The following is a 17,874-nucleotide window of genomic DNA, read 5'->3' as shown; positions in this document are numbered from 1 at the left end:
AATTAGTTACAGATCAATCCGGAAGGAACGGAGCAATCATGGTAAAGAACAGTCAACCGAAATTTCAGTCCGTGTACGATTATCTCGTGCGCGGCATCGAATCGGGTTTCTACCGGCCCGAAACGCGGTTTCCGTCGGAGCGGAAGCTGGCGGAAAAACTGAATGTGAACGTCGCGACCGTCCGGCGCGCCTTCCGCGACCTCATCACCAGCGGCGTGGTCGAAAAACGGGTCGGGGACGGCACCTACCTGACCCGCGGCGGCGGCACGGCGAACGGTGCGGAGTACGTCAACATCGTGCTTTCGAACTATCAGGGCGACACCCAGGACGAGATCGCCGAACTCGCGCTCGAAGAGGGGGCGCGGCGAAACCTCCGCTGCCGCATCGTCCGGCTCGGCAGCGAGGAGATGGCGATGTTCGTCCGCACCGCGATCCGTTTCCGCCAGCCGACCATGGTGCTCGGCGACGATCTGCTGACCGCCGCGACCATCCGGGACATCGCCGGCAACGCATGGCTCTTCGCGGTTCTCGCCAACCGGCTCGACCAGCTCGGCATCCCGTCGGTCATCGGTGACGACCACCACGGCATCCGGCTGCTGACCGACCGGCTGCATTCGCTCGGCCACCGGCGCATCGCGCTGCTGCACAACAATTCAGGCCACCCGATCGAGAATATCCAGATCGCGGTCTGGCGCTCGGTCACCGGCGGCGGCTCCCCCGAGCTGCGCGCCGACGTTCCGACCGGGGCCCATCCGACCGCATACGCCTTTCAGGCCGTCGGCCGCGCCGTCGCCAGGGGAGAACGCTTCAGCGCCCTCATCACTTTGAATGACGAGCTCGCGCAGGGGGCGCTCGCCGCCTTCAGTGAGAACGGCGTCCGGGTGCCGGAGCAGATGTCGCTGATCAGCATCGGCGATTCGCTCTTCAGCCGCTACTCCGTGCCGCCGCTCACCGCCTTGAATCCGAATCTCGCCGAACATATCCGGCAGGGATTCGAGCTGCTGGCCCGCAACCGCCTCCACTCCGGCGCGCCGGAGCTGCTCCGGCTGGTCGCGCCCGCGCTCGTGATCCGCAAAAGTGATTCCGCCGTTCCATCCGTTACCACTCAACCCAGGGAAACAACCGTATCATGAAATCAGTGATGACTCTCCTTGCTGTCGCGGCGGCCGCCATGCTTGCCGCCGCCGAGCTCCACGTCCGCGACTTCGGCGCGAAGGGCGACGGTGCAAACGACGACACCGACGCGATCCGGACCGCGTTCGCGGAGCTGCGCAAAAACGGCGGCACCCTCCGCTTCGGCAGCGGCAGCTTCGCTTTCAGGGGACTGCTCAAAATCGAAGGGCTCAGGAGCGCGAAGGTCGATTTTTCCGGTGCGACGCTGCTGAACACCGAACAGAACGGCAGCTTCCAGTTCGACAACTGCGAAAACCTTACCGTCTCGGGCGGCGTGCTGACCTACCGGGAGATGCCGGTGCGGCAGCAGACTTCCGCCCAGCATCCGATCTATGTGACGGGCGGGCGGAATATCCGGATCGAAAACGTCCATGTGCTCGGCTCTCCATTCATGGGCATTGCCATCAACGGCTGCCGCTACGTCTGGGTCGTCGACTGCAAGATCGAGCAGACCCGGCGCGACGGGCTTCACTTCGTCCAGTCGCAGGATATCGTCTGCACCGGGAACTACATCACCCAGACCACCGACGACGCGCTCGCACTCATCGACTACGGCCACGAAGGCGCCCTCCGGCTCGAACGGGCCGTTGTCGCGAACAACATCATCTACAATTGCCGGCAGGGGCTGGTCTGTCTCGGCGGTTCCGACGTGATCTTCAACGGGAACCATGTCGAACGCACGACCTTTTCGGGCTGCCAGATCACGACCAACGACCGGTTTCACAATCTACGGCAGGGAGCCTGCTCGGCCCGCCGGGTCAAGGTTATCGGCAACCGCTTCCTCGAGAGCGGCGCAGACTTTGAAATCAACGGAGTTTTCATCCGCAACACCGGGCAGGTCACGACCGGCCACGCCGGGATCGTCGTCTCGTACATCGACGGCGAAAAGGGATGGAACCGCAACGGCGACGACTATTTCACCAAAACGGATTATCCGGTTGCCGAAACGAAGCCGGGCGTGTTTTCCGCCGCGAGGGAGCTCGGCCCGGAGCTCTTCCCGAAACGCCGCATCCGCATGGGGGAGACGACGGCCCGTGTCAAAAGCTCGGTTCTGCGCGACGGAAAAGTCGAATTCACCCTCGATACGCCTCCGGCCGGCAAGCCGGAGAGCTTCAAGCTCAGCCGCATCCTGACCGATATCGAAATCATCGACAACGAGATTCTGAACAGCCATGTGAACGGCATCTACACAAACGGGGTTTACCGGCTGCGGGTCATCAACAACAAGGTGTTCAACTGCAACGTCTCAGACTCGCAGTGGACCGGCACGGCCGTGTCGATCCTGAACGGAGCCGAAGCGGACGTCCTCTATAACTGGATTCAGGACAACCGCACCGAAAAGCTCCATAAGAAAGGGCTCCACATCACCGCCGCCGACAGCCGCGATATCGGAAACCGCATCAACTAGGAGAACTCCGCCATGAAAAAACGTTTCACCCTCGTCGAACTCCTCGTCGTCATTGCAGTCATCGCAATTCTCGCTTCGATGCTGCTGCCCGCCCTGAACCAGGCGCGTGAACGGGCCAAAACGGTTTCCTGCACGAACAACCTCAAGCAGATCGGCCTTGCGCACCAGTTTTACAGCGGGACCTTCGATGACTGGATCGTCTCCGCCGAAGACCGCTCCGGCAAAACCTGGATGAAATCACTTTTCGACATCGGCCTGCCGCGCGAAAGCATGTACTGTCCGGCCGGGGCGGAAAGCAAGCTCAGGATCGGCTTCTGGTTCATAGACACGCCGAACTACCTGACGCTCGGCTACGCCCAGAACCGCCATCTCTCGCATGCCAAGGTCGGCGGAACCGTCTACCGGAAGGTCACGCAGTATGCGAAAGCTTCCCGGACGGTTCTCATGTTCGACGACCGTTTCCAGGCCGTTACGGATCTCTGGTATGCGTCGTATTGGGACGTCACCGTGGACGATGCCCGGCTCCCGCACTACCTTGCACACGGCCGCAAGCTGAACGTGCTCCTTCTCGACGGACATGTCATCAGCGCCAACCGTGAAAACATCCGCAGCTACGACGGTTTCTCCAACGAATATGTCTGGCGTCTTTAGAGCTTATCCCTGAATAAGCTCTCAGCCTCAATACGGCTCACTGCCCGGCGGAACCGGCGGCGCGGGCCGCTTCGAGCACAAGTTCGACGCAGAGATCGATGCCGAGGACGCTCGTATCCGCAGTCAGGTGGTAGTTCTGCGCCACACCCCACTGCCGCCCTGTGTAGTGCCTGTAGTAGGTTTTGCGCTTCGCGTCGCGGTCGTGCAGGAACTTTTCGGGATTTTCCGGCTTTTCGCCGTAGGCGCGCAGGAGCCGGTCCATGCGGAACCGCATTTCCGCATGGAAAAAGGTGTTCAGGCAGTCGGCCCGTTCGCGCAGAATCCAGTCGGCGCAGCGGCCGACGATCACGCACGACTCCTTTTCGGCCAGCTCCTGGATGATGTTGTGCTGAATCAGGTAAAGCTGGTCGGATATGGGCAGCACGCCGCTCTCGAGCCCGGTCCCCAGCGACCAGTTGAACAAAAAGGCGTGGGCGGATTCGGCGTATTCGCCGTTCTCCTTGATGAACGATTCGGCCAGGCCGCTCTCTCTGGCGATCTTTGCGACGAGCTCCCGGTCGTAGCAGGGAATGCCGAGACGCTCGGCGACCCGCTGGCCGATGGTGCGGCCGCCGCTCCCGACTTCGCGGCTGACGGTGATGATGCGTGTATTCATTGATTTGCCTCCTCGTTCCCGCCGGACACGGCTGCCGGCGTACGGCGTAAATATAGCGCGCCGGAGGCATAATTGCAAGTTCCCGGCGGTCACTCCTGCCGTTTCAGCCGCAGCAGGGTGATTTCGGACGGCACGCCGAGCCGGATCGGGAATCCGTTCCAGATTCCGGAGCCGCGGCTGACGTAAAGCCGCAGGTCCCCGACCCGGTAGGAGCCCGCGACGAATCCGGCGTTGAACCGGGCGACCAGGCGGTCGATTCCGACGATCATTCCGCCGTGCGTATGGCCTGATACCTGGAGCGCGACGCCGGACTTCGCCGCCTCGGCGGCCGGCTTCGGCTGGTGGGCGAGCAGCAGCTTTACGGCTCCGGGGGGCGCGCCGTCGAAGGTTTTCCGCAGATCGGGCGTCTCCCGGCCGAACCGGGCGGCGGCCGGGTCGGTCACGCCGCCGAGCGCCAGCTTTCCGCCCGCCAGAATCCGGTGGGAGTTCTCGAGCATGTCGATTCCGAGTCCGGACAGAAACAGCATCCACTCTTCATAGCCCGAATAGTATTCATGGTTGCCCGGCACGCCGAAGACGCCGAGCGGCGCGCTGAGTTCTTCAAGCGGCCGGAGGTCGCCGCCGCGGACCGCGACCCGGCCGTCCACGAAGTCTCCGGCCAGCAGGATCAGGTCGGGATTCAGCGGGGCGACCCGGTCGACGATCGCCCGGACGCGCCCGATCCGGGCGAGGCTGTCAATGTGCAGGTCGGCCAGCACGGCGACGGTCATGCCGTCAAGTTCCCCCGGCAGGCCGGGCAGCGCAATCTCCTCATGACGCACTTCCGGGACGGAGGTGCCGGAGATGATGCCGCAGCCGGCCAGCGCCGCGGCCGCCGCCAGCAGCGCGAGGTTCACGCGGTTCCCGACCCGGCGGAACCGTTCCGTCGGACGGCGTTTCGCGCAGAGCAGACAGAGCAGGCAGAGCCCGCGTCCGAGATCGGCGGCGATCAGCAGGAAAAAGAACAGGAAGAGCGCCGCGAACAGCCATGCGGCGGCGATCAGCAGCGGCTCCGGCAGTTCCGGCGCAAAAAACATCGGCCCGCCGAAGAGATGCAGGAGATGGAATTTGAACGCCGTTGCGAGCAGCGCGGCGCCGAGTCCGGCCTTCCAGCCCCAGTGCAGCCGGAGCGGCAGGACGGCCCGGCAGAAAACATAAATACTCAGCAGCGATCCGAACAGCAGCATAACATTCCTTTCCCGGTTGCGAATCAACATATACGTTAGAGCTGCTGTAAGTCAATGGGCAAACGCGAAAAAAGCGGAAATTTCCGTTTCCCTGCCGTCGCCGCAGGCGGGAAGGAGGACGGACTGTCCGGTTATGGTTATGATTTGAATTGTAAAAGATAATCATTTATTGTGATAAGATATTCTTTTCTTTCCGGATCGTCGTGCGGCTCCGCTTTCAGATGGAATGAGGAAGATAATTCCATTTTATTGTCTTCCTGCGGATGTCTCTATTCGGGAAATAATCGATTTTTTACCGGTTTGCTATTGACAAATAGATGTTTTTGTATCATAATAAAAGAAACAAAAGCTTTGCAAACTATTAGCAAAGTGAATATGGAAAGGAATCCGGAGATGAAAAGATTCACCCTGATCGAGCTGCTTGTGGTTATCGCCATCATCACCATTAGAGCAAGCTCAATTTTTTAATTTTACTTGCTTATACTTTCCAAAGTTAAAAAAGTTTGATTTTTGATTCCATGAAGTTCCAGACTTTGCCTTTTAGGTTCTTACTCATTCTTTGGCACCTATTTTTTTAACTTCATCGATCTTACACGCCGAGTGAGTGTCAGTAACAGTACAAAAAAGTTATATTTTTAGAAGTTTTACATTCTTCAGGTTATGCTTTGCCAATGCGGAAAGTAAAGAAACCAGAGCATTATGCCGTGACTCCGGATCGCATTGCAATAGAAATTCAGCCTTGGGCATGAGACGACTGTATCGGCTGAAAAGACGATTCAAAGACTCCGGAGTCTGCTGAATTCCGTTGATGATGGTTTGTCCATCAGAAGAAAGTTCGATGGTTAACGATTCCTGCAAATCGACTTTATCGGAGGTTTTACCTGAAGCTGTCGGCAGATTGGTTTCGAGCAGCGTCATTTCAACATAGCCTGACATAGTGACAATAAAAAAGATCAGGAGCAGAAAGACCACATCGGTCATCGCCGACATACTGTTGGATTCTTCAGACTCGTGGATTGATGGCAATCGCATTATGGGGCCTCTGTTTTGACTTCGGCGTTGATGCGTACTTGGGAGAATCCGGATTGGGCTGCGACGTTCATAACGTCAGAGATATATTTGTGTGGTGTGTTACGGTCACCGTTGATAATCAATACGGTGTTTTTGTTCTGCAACAACGTGCCGAGCTGGGAGGCTATTTCATTGGCAGGAAGATGCTGGAAACCAATTTTCACCGAACCGTCGGAGAGGACATTCAATATCAGGCGTTGCGGCGGCAAGTTCTTTACGGCAGCGGAATTGACGATTGGAAGTGTAACTTCAGCATCGATTTGTTCCCGATCGAAGCTGGCAGTAACGACGAAAAAGATAATCAGCAGAAACACGATATCGATCATGCTCGAAAGCGAACCGGTTGAAATATTAGAACTTGCAGCAGGCATCCGATAGCGCATGGTCACCTCGCTAGATTTTGACAGTGTCGGTGGAACGATAGACTGGACGTGGCGCTTCCGGTTCAGGAATAGCCTCGAGGACTTGATCTATTGTCTCGGAAACAGTTTCAGCTCTCTTTTCCAGCAGATTGCGGAAGATTACCGAAAAGGTGATCGTTGGAACTGCGATCAACAATCCTGCGGCAGTGGTGTAGAGTGCTTGAGAGATCGAGATTGCCAGGATAGAAGCTTTTTCCGGTCCCATCGCAGTGCCAAGTCCCATAAAAGCATCTACCATACCGGTTACAGTGCCGAGTAACCCCAGCATCGGCGCAATATTGCCGCAAAGTGAAAGTGTATTGATCCATCGCAATATTGCCCGGACTTCTTTGTCCAACATCACAACTGCCAATTCCTGCCGTTGCGTTTTGTTTTTGGAATGAGCAGTAAGTAAAATCGTGCCGGCAATTCGCATTGTCACAGTAGGATTCTCCTCACAGAACGCATATGCGTCATCCCATTTCCCTGCCTTTAACAGAGGCATCAATTTTACAGGGGAAGCGAATCGCTTTCGCCGCAAGATCCAGGCACAACGAATAATAAAAGTTACTGCTGCGGTCGAGGTAATAAACAGCAACAGCCAGATCAAAAAGCCGATAAAGCCGCTATTGAAAATAACGTCGTACATTAATTCACAAGTCGTTATATTTTAATATTCAATCTACTAGTTGGAAATGGTTAATATTTTACATAGTCAAATTATTTCAATATGGGAATGTTGTAATTTAATGAAAACCAAATTTTTTCAGAGTCCCATGCCGAAAAACCATAATGTTGCTTACTCCATAAATTAACTTTATTTCCATATTCAACTAATAATAATTTTTTTTCTTGTAAAGGTGAAAATTTATTTTCTGCAAATTGCTCAAGATTCACGGAAAAGATTTTTTCATCAGGTAAAGCTTTATGTAATGCCTTTATAATTTCACCTCTTATTGATATTTCACCATATTGCCAAGATAATTTTACAGTAGAATCTAATTGCTTTAATAAGGCTCTTATTGCATTGTCTGACCCGATGTATCCCAACTGATATGCCAGAGTACGTTTATGATTATAATCATCCTCATGTACAAACTTTTCTATAAGCATCTTCTCGCTTTCTTGATCTCCAAGTTTTGCCTTAATATAAGCATCAATCATATTGGAAGAAAAGATTGTTTTCTTTTCTTCCTCTGTTAAATTTGAAAGGCGACCAATTAATGGCAACCTATCAGCATAGATAGGTCTGATATTATGACCTTTGCTTAACTCAGCAAAAAAAGTATTTAGCTCCAATACTTGATACAATTCTTGGGAATAATCATTGAGATCAATTTGCCGAACCCTTTCTGATAATGTTTTAAGAGCTAATTTATTTATTTCTACATTATCACATGTTAATGCCATTACTAAGAATCGTATTTTATCACGCCCCATTATATATGAAGTTCTATTTGATGCTATAAAGTTCCGGAAGAGCTGCTCTTCTTTATATCTTTTCTCTATTTCACTTAAATTATTTGATTGAAGCTCTTTTAAAAGCATAAGTGAATTTGTATTTTCTTCTAGTAATTCAATATTTTGGGTAAATAACTGCAAAGGAGTATTCTTTTCAGCTTGGCTGGATAAACAGCAACATAAACTGCAGCATATTAATACATAAAAAAATATTTTTTTCATTTTATTCATCCTTTTTTGGGGAACTTATCTTGGAAATTTACTCCACTGATTTTCACGAGAGTTGCTATAATGCAGTTTCTGTGACCGATGCCGCAATATTACATCACCTCCGGCTGAAGGTATATAGTAAAGCATGATATTTTCAACTCTATCTGAAATATCTAATAAATTTCCAACATTTCCTCTGTGCAAAGTTTCATGCAAAGAAGTTCTATCAGCATTACTACTATCAAGTACAATTTGAGGATCAGCAGAAACCCCTCCTGCAAAAGAAGCAAAGACAGTTTCTCCGGAGGGATGGTTTTTAGTCAAGGGGGCTCCAAACGTTATGACGTTTCCAGAAACACCAGTAATAGTTACATTTTCGGCATTGGCACCAACACCAAATGTGTAACTACGATTAATCCAGGAACTAATATAATAGTTTCCTTGTAAAGTTACGGAAGTATCCCCAATGGCCGCATCTGCTGTTGTTCTCCAAGCAAAATTTACAGCAGAAACAATTACCAACTTGGGATCGCCTGTAATATTGGGGGATGATGCAATAATAGAATGTTCTGGTTGGCTTCCTCCATCATAATACCAATCCAATGCGCCATTGCCGTTTATATCAAATGGTATAACTAGTTGAGGAGAAACATATACATTATCAAATTCAGCAACTGCGGATTTAACAACATTATTAGCATAGTTTTTTAAATTACTTGATGTTAATCCTGTTGCGACATTAGGAGCGCTGGAGGTTGGTTTTACACGGTAAATGTACCAGTTTGGAATTTCTTTCTTCTTAAATAGTAAAACAGAAATCATATCAGGGAAAGTATAATTTTTAGCTTGATCTGTTAAGTGTTGTACATATATTTTTATTGTGGAGTCTGTATTATTGCCAGCCGGATTCATTCCTGCGATATTTATCACTTCTGTTCCTGAAGCAATTTCTTTTTTCTCATCAGTTCCAATTTTAAATTTAGTTTTATCTGCTGTTTGAGCGTAAAAAGTCAAATTACTTGGCTTAGGATCAAGATTTAGCTTGACACTTGTTGTTTCTGATTTATCCACAGAAACATAAGTTTGATAATCATTCGGATGAGCAGAATATGGGGCATCAAATCCATATTCAGTTCCATCCTTAGTATAATGGACCTTTACAATATGAACATCGGCAGAAATTGCATATGATGCATCATATTTTACTTTGATTGTCGTAGTTCCCTTGTTATTAAATTTTTTGCTAGCTATAGTTCGATCTGCCGAAGAAACTGTTGCTCCTTCCCACGTGGGTTTGTCATTTGGCCATTCTGATATATCAGGTTGTAAATTAACTCGAAAGAAAATCTCTATTTCTTTTTTAGATACTCCTTTTAATTCATCTTCAACTGTAGTAATGGTATTATAATATGGTATTATCAATTCTGGAATTCCATCATCATTGTAGTCTTCAAAATCTTGAAATGATCCAGAAGATCCTATACGATATTGAAGTTTTACTAATTCCAATACTTTAATGGAAATGCTTGCACTCCTTTGATCCTGCTCCTCTGTTGTTGTTGCAGAAACAGAATAATTTCCTCCTGATGGAAAGAGATAGTTCTTAGGTATGGGGTTGGGAGTCCATTTCATTTTATCCCACATATCGCGATTAAAAACAATAGATGAGGTTTTATATTTTTCACTGTTAGATTGAGAATGATCTTTCCAATCAGTACTATTAATCGTCCAAGTAGATTCAGTGGGATCACCTTTAGCAGTAACGGTTACTGCCGTACCAGCTTTAACTATGTCAGACGGTGAAGCTTCCAGCCAGAATGGAGATTGAAGCGTTGCAGAGGCACTCCATGTGGGCTGTGAACCTTCCGCTCCCTCTGGTGGGATGAGTTTTCCTGACATCGACATACTGGTGTCAGAGGTAGGTAGCTCATCTTTGCCATATTCGACAGTTCCAGTCACTCCGCTTGCCGAACCGCTGGTTGCTCCACCACTATATTCAAGATCGCCGGGGGTACAACTTCCAGTTCCGGCATCAAAAGGATATTCTGGACATCCAAGAGAAAAAGTATATTTAATGCCACCATCAGGAAGAGATTCCGGTGCTATTTTTCCTGTTCGGGTGTATGAGTAATGGCTGCCGCTCTTGCTCCACGCATCATCTCCGGCAGATAGCATAACACTTCCGCATAGTGTCATCAGAAAAAAGGTTCGCTTCAGCAACTGATGGTACATTTGTCTTCTTCCCCTTTACTTCTTTTCAAGCAATGCCAAATATTCGGCATGCTGAAGCATCAGTCGCATATCCGCATTTTTTATGCTTGCCTTTTCTTCCGGCCAATACATCATCCATCGCAATATTGCCCGAACTTCTTTGTCCAACATCACAACTGCCAATTCCTGCCGTTGCGTTTTGTTTTTGGAATGGGCAGTAAGTAAAATCGTACCGGCAATTCGCATTGTCACAGTAGGATTCTCCTCACAGAACGCATATGCGTCATCCCATTTCCCTGCCTTTAACAGAGGCATCAATTTTACAGGGGAAGCGAACCGCTTTCGCCGCAAGATCCAAGCACAACGAATAATAAAAGCTACTGCTGCGGTCGAGGTAATAAACAGCAACAGCCAGATCAAAAGGCCGATGAAACCACTGTTGAAGATGACGTTGTACATTTATTGTTGTAATTGCATCTGAAGTTTTTTAAGTTTATCTATTTGCTCTTTTGACAGCCGATATTTATTTTGCATAAGATAGTCAATTAAATATTGCTTTGTAATCAAAGGAATATTGGAAGTTGCTATAGCATTAGTTGCTTCATCAAAAAAAACTTTCGAGTACGCAGATAGTGCAAAGATTAAATGAACTGTTTTATCTGATCTCTTAGGTTCCTTCAACAGCAATTGGAAAATATAATTAAAAGCCTTTCTTTCGGGTTGCCAGCCGTATTTCAACAATGCGGATTGATTAGCCTCAAATAAAATACCTGGAGGAATAACAGGCTCGGTGTTTTTCGATCTGGCAGATAATAACAACCGAAACACAATCATATCGCGATAGAAGTCGTCAGGAGTTGGAGCGGAATACAACGAAAGAGGTTTGTTATGTAATTCTTTTTCCAGTTGTTCTAAAATTTCCCCTTTTTCTTTTAATTCGAAAAAATGTTTGGCGATAAGGGACGTGTTTCCTCCGTTTCGTGCCGCAGATTGTAATATGGCATTAAGGTTTGGCACCTCACGTGTTGCTGCAACAATCAAAGCATATGAGGCTACGTCATCATGATCTGTTTTAGAGATTCTCAGTAACTCGTTTTGATCATCTTTTGTGATTGCTAAATCTTTCCATAATATTGTTGATACAATAGAGTAATCTTTTGCATTCTCTCCTATAATTGCCTGTCTATTAGCAAAAAGATTGATGGATAAACATAATAACCCAACAATATATACCATATGCATGTTACTTCTCATTTGTTGGCTCCTTGTCATAACTATTGAGAATTTGAACCAGGATAAGCCCAATCTTTAGATTTATCAGCACTTGCGATACCTGCTTGTTCAACAGGACCGCCCGCATAAACTTCTCGATCATACCAGCCACCCCCCAAAACGCCACTTGCGCTTTCTGCATCATCTGGATTTGTCTGACTTGTATTCGATTCAAATGTATTAGATAAGCGATCAGAATCACGATCTGTGGGGGGGCCTGCATTTGTTTGTTGATTCGCATGTTGTCGTTCATGTGCTAACACTCCGCAAAAGACAGGGTAATATTTTATCGTGGATGACCAACCTGTTGCAACTAGTTGCCCGTTAACTATGGATGTAGTTATATATTCATCACCTGCATATGCTTCATCAGCAATTTCAACAGTAGAATCTCCACCAGCAGATAGACTTTGAGATCGTCCTGATGACTTATATTTATATGAGCCTCCACCGGATGCATTTTTGTAATAATAAAACCAATTGGGGCATCCCGCACAACTTGCACAAGTCGGATGGTTAGTTGCAGTAGCCCTGTAAAACACTTCATAATCAGTGGTCTTCTCAAAACTCAATCCGTTACCGGAACAGGTGATTTTTGCAGTTTTCTTACCAAAGCTGTCGTTACTGGCGGGAAGTCCCGTAAAAGTAACTGTTGCAGTCAACTGATCACCGGAAACTGTAGCTTTGCCGTTTGGGTTATTAGCATGCCAAGTTTTGGTAGAACCAGTAATATCATCTACTTCAAACACAGCGTTGTCTTTGACCAAATCAATGGCTCCGGCTGGTGATACTTTTACGGCTAAAGTAATCGTCAGTACCCCGGAAGCGGCATTATTGAAAACGAATTCATTACTACTTGAGGGATTGGTTACGGGATCGCCTGATGGAGTAACGAAGATGACATCAACTACTGTCACAGTAATATCAGCTGATCTGGCATTTTTCTCTTCTGTGGTGGTTGCTGCGACAGTATATGTACCAGCAGGTGGGAACAAATAACCATTGGGGACGGGATTGGGTGTCCATTTCAATTTATCCCACATATTACGATTCAAGGTGATAGATGAAGTTTTGTATGGTTCACTGTTAGATTGAGAATGATCTTTCCAATCTGTACTATCGATTGTCCAAGTAGATTCAGTGGGATCACCTTTAGCAGTAACGGTTACTGCTGTACCGGCTTTAACTATGTCAGACGGCGAGGCTTCCAGCCAGAATGGAGATTGAAGCGTTGCAGAGGCACTCCATGTGGGCTGTGAACCTTCCGCTCCCTCTGGTGGGATGAGTTTTCCTGACATCGACATACTGGTGTCAGAGGTAGGTAGCTCATCTTTGCCATATTCGACAGTTCCTGTCACTCCACTTGCCGGACCGCGGGTTGCATTGCCGCTGTATTTAAGGTCGCCGGGGGTACAGCTTCCAGTTCCGGCATCAAAAGGATATTCCGGGCAGCCAAGAGAGAAAGTATATTTAATGCCGCCATCCGGAAGGGATTCCGGTGCTATTTTTCCTGTTCGGGTGTATGAGTAATGGCTGCCGCTCTTGCTCCACGCATCATCTCCGGCAGATAGCATAACACTTCCGCATAGTGTCATCAGAAAAAAGGTTCGCTTCAGCAACTGATGGTACATTTGTCTTCTTCCCCTTTACTTCTTTTCAAGCAATGCCAAATATTCGGCATGCTGAAGCATCAGTCGCATATCCGCATTTTTTATGCTTGCCTTTTCTTCCGGCCAATACATCATCCATCGCAATATTGCCCGAACTTCTTTGTCCAACATCACAACTGCCAATTCCTGCCGCTGCGTTTTGTTTTTGGAATGAGCAGTAAGTAAAATCGTACCGGCAATTCGCATTGTCACTGTAGGATTCGCCTCACAGAACGCATATGCGTCATCCCAATCTCCGGCCTTCAACAGCGGCATCAATTTTGTGGCAAAGCCGAATCGCTTTTGCCGCAGAATCCATATGCAACGAATGATCAAAGCTACTGCTGTCGTCGAGGCGGCAAACAGTAACAACCAGATCAAAAGGCCGATGAAACCACTGTTGAAGATGACGTTGTACATTTATTTGAGCGAGGTAGCACTCTTGTATTTTGAATTAGTACACCTATTTGGGGGGCGACATGATTTCTAGCTTTATAATTTTTGCTTACTTATTATTTTTACGGCTTTATTGAGATTATCCAAATGTTGTGGGTCTCTCGTTTTGCTTATTTCTTTCTTTAAAAAGAATACTGCTAAATCATAACCATCTATACCCACGAGGGTATCACATGCCAGTGCTAATTTGAAGTCATTGGTGTTACTTTTAATGAACTCTAATACAGGTTGAATACTTGGAATCCCTATTTTTTCTAAAGCTTTTGCGGCCGGATTTGGATATTTGGGCAGTCGTTTGGTGCTGTCGTCAATACCGTAAGTAAGATTTTCTATTAAGAGTGGGACAGCCACTTCCGCTCGCAGTTCCCCTAGTGTGTACAATATGCTAATTTTGTATTCTCGGTCTTTTGATATTTTAAAATTATTGATCAATTGATCTATTGTCGCTTGGCGCTGTTTGATAATGGCAAGATTGCTATCCTCTGATATCATATTACCTCCACATATTTGTATATTTCCGGCAAAAAGGAAAGAAAACAAGAACAATGTGATTAAAAAATGTTTAAAATTCATGACAACCTCTACCGTTTTATGGGTTTGTGGGATTTTGCGGAATCGTAATATGGTTTGTGCTAATGCGATTGTAGATTTTCGTATACACCCCTCCTGCATTTGTATATTTATATTCTACAGACCAATTTGCATCATCTGAAGCTCTGTCGCTATTCCATTCTATCCACTGAACGAAATTGTTATGTGATTCTGCAAAGTTAATAAATGTTTTAGTATGATTGGGGGCATCTGTATCGTATATTTTGTCCGAAGTTGTAGGAATGTCTACAACCCATGAAGAATAGCTGTCATCATTTTGATTTGTCGCCTCAGTCTTTATGCCATCGCGCCAATCTCTATAATTAAGGGACCTTTTTATTTTCCACCCTGTCTTGACTATTCCATTGATTCCACTGGGAGTCAATGTGGCCTCTAATGTCATTGATGCTCCAACCCGTGTTGAACTTTCATACGGACCAAGATTTGTGCCTCCATGCTCTGAGCCTAATTGTTTCGCGTCAGAAGGTTGCTTCCCTGATGTATGGATGGTGATATTTGCCCAAATTACCCACAGGTCAACTTCTTTCTCCACATTTCCGCAGGTCGCTTTCACTGTAGTTTTCTGCGATGTTGCCTTGGACACTCTTCTATGCAAAGGCTGTCCCGCAATTGCTTCGCCTCCTGTCCACTGAATTAGGTCAGACGGAACTTTATCTTCTGGAATACTCGGTGAAATATTCGCTTTAACAACAATATAATCATTACCTTTGACGGCAGCCCAATTATTGGAGTTGGCTGTATTAGTCACATTGGTCTGTGTTGCTCCGGCAACAACCGAGAGAGAAGTTAATTCCACCACTGTCACTGTTATCCCAGCCGACCTGGCACTTCCTTCTTCAGTGGTGGTCGCTGAAATCGAATACGTTCCGGCGGGCGGGAAGAGATAATCGGTCGGTAGGGGATTGGGCGTCCATTTCAGTTTATCCCACATATTACGATTCAAGGTGATAGATGAAGTTTTGTATGGTTTACTGTTAGATTGAGAATGATCTTTCCAATCTGTACCATCGATTGTCCAAGTAGATTCAGTGGGATCGCCTTTAGCAGTAATGGTTACTGCCGTACCGGCTTTAACCATATTTGACGGTGAAGCTTCCAGCCAGAATGGAGATTGAAGCGTTGCAGAGGCACTCCATGTGGGCTGTGAACCTTCCGCTCCCTCTGGTGGGATGAGTTTTCCTGACATCGACATACTGGTGTCAGAGGTAGGTAACTCATCTTTGCCATATTCGACAGTTCCAGTCACTCCGCTTGCCGAACCGCTGGTTGCTCCACCACTATATTCAAGATCGCCGGGGGTACAACTTCCAGTTCCGGCATCAAAAGGATATTCTGGACATCCAAGAGAAAAAGTATATTTAATGCCACCATCAGGAAGAGATTCCGGTGCTATTTTTCCTGTTCGGGTGTATGAGTAATGGCTGCCGCTCTTGCTCCACGCATCATCTCCGGCAGATAGCATAACACTTCCGCATAGTGTCATCAGAAAAAAGGTTCGCTTCAGCAACTGATGGTACATTTGTCTTTTTCCCTTTTATTTCTTCCTGTCGTTTTCGTACTTTTTAATTCGTGACAGCAGAAAATGTTCATATGAATCACTTCCTCCCTTTAATGTCTCATAAATTTTTTTCGCCAAATCAAGCCTCCCCGCCGCAAGATGACACTTTGCTTCCATGAACCGAACTTCACGAAAATAACGCCCGTTTTTATACATCTTCTGATATTGAAGAAAGAAAGGCAGCGCTTTCTTTTGCTGATGAGCCACGGACAGCCACAATTTTCCATTCTCTTTCACAGCTCGGCCATGAATGGAAGTTCCATACAATTTTTTATTCTCAACAACCGTCTTATAACAGGAAAACGCATAGGTGAAGGAAGGATCGTTAAACCAATATGTATGAACCGTGGCCAAACCAACCAGGACAACGGCCAGTTCATCATCTGTCCGACATCTTTTCTTCAGTTTTTCAAGGAAAACTGCTGATTCTGACCATTTTTCAAGCAACGCCAAATATTCGGCATGTTGAAGCATCAGTCGCATATCCGCATTTTTTATGTTTGCCTTTTCTTCCGGCCAATACATCATTGCCTGTAAACGGCACGCCTTGGTCAATCGCTTGTAAACCGTTGTCGGCAGCAAAGGATGAATCTGTGCATCATCCGGGGATAAATCTTTCACTCTTTCCCAGCATTCTTTCGCCGCGTCATATTTCCCCGCCGCAAAAGCGAGAAATCCACAGGCATAAACACATTCTTTCTCTTTGTTGTCGATATACCAAACCGGTGCGCTGGCGGTATTATAGAGCTTCAGAGGATCTTCGTCATGGTAGATTGTGCGCATCCATTCGTTCAGCGAGGTCGGCTTCTGTGTAGGTTCCGCTTGCTTTTTGAGGTCATCATTGATGGCGGCATACAGGCTAAGGGCGTCGCGTTTTTCTCTGGCTTTGCGGAAGTAGTCCAGTGCCTGATTGTAATACTTTTCCGCATCTTTTGCGTTCCACTCGATTTCAAGAGAGATTTTGCCCAACAGCATCAGCGCTTCGCCGCGATAGAGCCCTTCGGGTTGGGCTTTGACGAACTTTTCGAGGTAGTCTTTGGCTTTTCTGATTTCTTTTTTGTCCGAGTTCTCGGTCAGGCGGGAGGCCATGAGTTCGCCTTTGAGGTATTCCGCCGCCACCGCGAATTGACTGGCCGGATCGGTGGCGATGATTTCATCGGCGACCCTCATCGCTTCTTGGCGGTAACGCGGAATGCGGGCACGTTTGACAACCTGTTGCAACCTCCTGAGTTTGACATAACTGCCGTAAGTTGCACCGAATTTGTTTTTCATCTCTTCGGATTCAATGTCGGCTTTCAGGGCATCCGATTCATCGCGAAGCTCACGCCAGGCGCCGCCGGTGTCGACTTTTTCACCGCCCTGACCGATGGCAGCTCCAGTGTCCTTCTTTGTGGCACGAGTTTTAATCAATTCATCCGCGTTGGCGAGATATCCTCTGGCACGTTCGAATTCGCCGAGATCAAGCAGGATTTCGGCATATTTGACGCAGGCAATGGAACGTTGATAAGGATCGGAGCGTCCCTCTGCCCAGTTCAAGAGCGCGAGCGAGCCAACTACATCGTCGTTCAAGGCCCGGATATGCGCCAGTTCCAGCAATCCGCGTAGAAATTCGATCTTTTCGGCAGGTTTGAGTTGTTCAAATCCGGCAGGGGAGGAATATTTCTTCAGGGTGGTTTCGGCTTTGTCGATTTCGTTGTTTTTACGCAGCTCCGCCGCAGTTTCCCAATCAGGAACGGCAAACAGAGAACCATTCAGGAGCAATACGGTAAGCGTGGCCAAGCGGATTTTTCCGGAAAACATCGCCATTCTCCATAATTTGCAGTCATTTTCCATCTTAAGGTAGGTGGAAAAATCAACTTT

The 17,874-nt window shown here is 47.9% G+C and carries 18 protein-coding genes; 4 read left to right on the top strand and 14 right to left on the bottom strand.

The features are described from left to right. Nucleotides 1-38: 38 nt before the first annotated feature. The 3 genes from FYJ85_RS16960 to FYJ85_RS16950 are packed head-to-tail and all read left to right on the top strand — an operon-like array spanning nt 39 to nt 3,232. Complete coding sequence (locus tag FYJ85_RS16960; protein WP_106052707.1) at nt 39-1,133, top strand: substrate-binding domain-containing protein; 1,095 nt, start codon at nt 39-41, stop codon at nt 1,131-1,133. Further along, nucleotides 1,130-2,581, top strand: a complete 1,452-nt coding sequence (locus FYJ85_RS16955) for a right-handed parallel beta-helix repeat-containing protein (RefSeq protein WP_154419652.1) — start codon at nt 1,130-1,132, stop codon at nt 2,579-2,581. Before FYJ85_RS16960 ends, FYJ85_RS16955 begins: the two co-directional genes overlap by 4 nt. Nucleotides 2,582-2,593: 12 nt before the next feature. Next, a complete protein-coding gene (locus FYJ85_RS16950) occupies nt 2,594-3,232 on the top strand; it encodes a type II secretion system protein (protein WP_106052705.1) in 639 nt (212 codons plus the stop codon). A 37-nt stretch (nt 3,233-3,269) separates the two neighbouring features. Here FYJ85_RS16950 and FYJ85_RS16945 read toward each other — a convergent pair whose 3' ends face one another. Both FYJ85_RS16945 and FYJ85_RS16940 read right to left on the bottom strand, forming a co-directional pair. Beyond that, nucleotides 3,270-3,887 carry a cytidylate kinase-like family protein gene (locus FYJ85_RS16945; protein WP_106052704.1) on the bottom strand — a complete coding sequence of 206 codons (618 nt, stop codon included), beginning with the start codon at nt 3,885-3,887 and terminating at the stop codon, nt 3,270-3,272. A gap of 89 nt (nt 3,888-3,976) precedes the next feature. Next, a complete protein-coding gene (locus FYJ85_RS16940; protein WP_206213261.1) occupies nt 3,977-5,113 on the bottom strand; it encodes a metallophosphoesterase in 1,137 nt (378 codons plus the stop codon). 375 nt (nt 5,114-5,488) lie between these two features. Here FYJ85_RS16940 and FYJ85_RS24465 point away from each other — a divergent pair, with 375 nt between their 5' ends. After that, a complete protein-coding gene (locus tag FYJ85_RS24465; RefSeq protein WP_154419648.1) occupies nt 5,489-5,581 on the top strand; it encodes a prepilin-type N-terminal cleavage/methylation domain-containing protein in 93 nt (30 codons plus the stop codon). A gap of 159 nt (nt 5,582-5,740) precedes the next feature. Here FYJ85_RS24465 and FYJ85_RS16930 read toward each other — a convergent pair whose 3' ends face one another. The 12 genes from FYJ85_RS16930 to FYJ85_RS16875 all read right to left on the bottom strand — a co-directional run bounded on the left by FYJ85_RS16930 (nt 5,741) and on the right by FYJ85_RS16875 (nt 17,820). Next, on the bottom strand, nt 5,741-6,145 hold the full coding sequence (locus FYJ85_RS16930) for an ExbD/TolR family protein (protein ID WP_154419646.1): 405 nt from the start codon (nt 6,143-6,145) through the stop codon (nt 5,741-5,743). Then, nucleotides 6,145-6,567: an ExbD/TolR family protein gene (locus FYJ85_RS16925; protein ID WP_154419644.1), complete on the bottom strand. Its 423-nt coding sequence runs from the start codon at nt 6,565-6,567 to the stop codon at nt 6,145-6,147. Before FYJ85_RS16925 ends, FYJ85_RS16930 begins: the two co-directional genes overlap by 1 nt. A 10-nt stretch (nt 6,568-6,577) precedes the next feature. Next, nucleotides 6,578-7,234, bottom strand: coding sequence for a MotA/TolQ/ExbB proton channel family protein (locus FYJ85_RS16920; RefSeq protein ID WP_154419642.1), 657 nt, complete (start codon nt 7,232-7,234; stop codon nt 6,578-6,580). Nucleotides 7,235-7,305: 71 nt separating this feature from the next. After that, complete coding sequence (locus FYJ85_RS16915) at nt 7,306-8,268, bottom strand: hypothetical protein (protein WP_154419640.1); 963 nt, start codon at nt 8,266-8,268, stop codon at nt 7,306-7,308. Between the two features lie 24 nt (nt 8,269-8,292). Next, on the bottom strand, nt 8,293-10,488 hold the full coding sequence (locus tag FYJ85_RS16910) for a hypothetical protein (RefSeq protein WP_154419638.1): 2,196 nt from the start codon (nt 10,486-10,488) through the stop codon (nt 8,293-8,295). 15 nt (nt 10,489-10,503) lie between these two features. Further along, nucleotides 10,504-10,926 carry a hypothetical protein gene (locus FYJ85_RS16905; RefSeq protein WP_154419636.1) on the bottom strand — a complete coding sequence of 141 codons (423 nt, stop codon included), beginning with the start codon at nt 10,924-10,926 and terminating at the stop codon, nt 10,504-10,506. Then, nucleotides 10,927-11,721, bottom strand: a complete 795-nt coding sequence (locus FYJ85_RS16900) for a hypothetical protein (protein ID WP_154419634.1) — start codon at nt 11,719-11,721, stop codon at nt 10,927-10,929. It abuts the gene before it with no gap. A 20-nt stretch (nt 11,722-11,741) separates the two neighbouring features. Then, nucleotides 11,742-13,370, bottom strand: coding sequence for a hypothetical protein (locus FYJ85_RS16895; protein ID WP_154419632.1), 1,629 nt, complete (start codon nt 13,368-13,370; stop codon nt 11,742-11,744). 15 nt (nt 13,371-13,385) lie between these two features. After that, the gene (locus tag FYJ85_RS16890; protein ID WP_154419630.1) at nt 13,386-13,808 is read right to left on the bottom strand and encodes a hypothetical protein; all 423 of its coding nucleotides are present in this window, start codon (nt 13,806-13,808) and stop codon (nt 13,386-13,388) included. Between the two features lie 72 nt (nt 13,809-13,880). Then, nucleotides 13,881-14,417: a HEAT repeat domain-containing protein gene (locus FYJ85_RS16885; RefSeq protein WP_154419628.1), complete on the bottom strand. Its 537-nt coding sequence runs from the start codon at nt 14,415-14,417 to the stop codon at nt 13,881-13,883. A 16-nt stretch (nt 14,418-14,433) separates the two neighbouring features. Then, nucleotides 14,434-15,975: a hypothetical protein gene (locus FYJ85_RS16880; protein ID WP_154419626.1), complete on the bottom strand. Its 1,542-nt coding sequence runs from the start codon at nt 15,973-15,975 to the stop codon at nt 14,434-14,436. 15 nt (nt 15,976-15,990) lie between these two features. Beyond that, entirely contained in the window at nt 15,991-17,820 is a 1,830-nt protein-coding gene (locus FYJ85_RS16875) for a tetratricopeptide repeat protein (protein ID WP_154419624.1), read from the bottom strand. Nucleotides 17,821-17,874 lie beyond the last annotated feature (54 nt).

The organism is Victivallis lenta (assembly GCF_009695545.1).
Lineage (GTDB): Bacteria > Verrucomicrobiota > Lentisphaeria > Victivallales > Victivallaceae > Victivallis > Victivallis lenta.
This window is presented reverse-complemented; position numbering and strand designations above follow the sequence as displayed.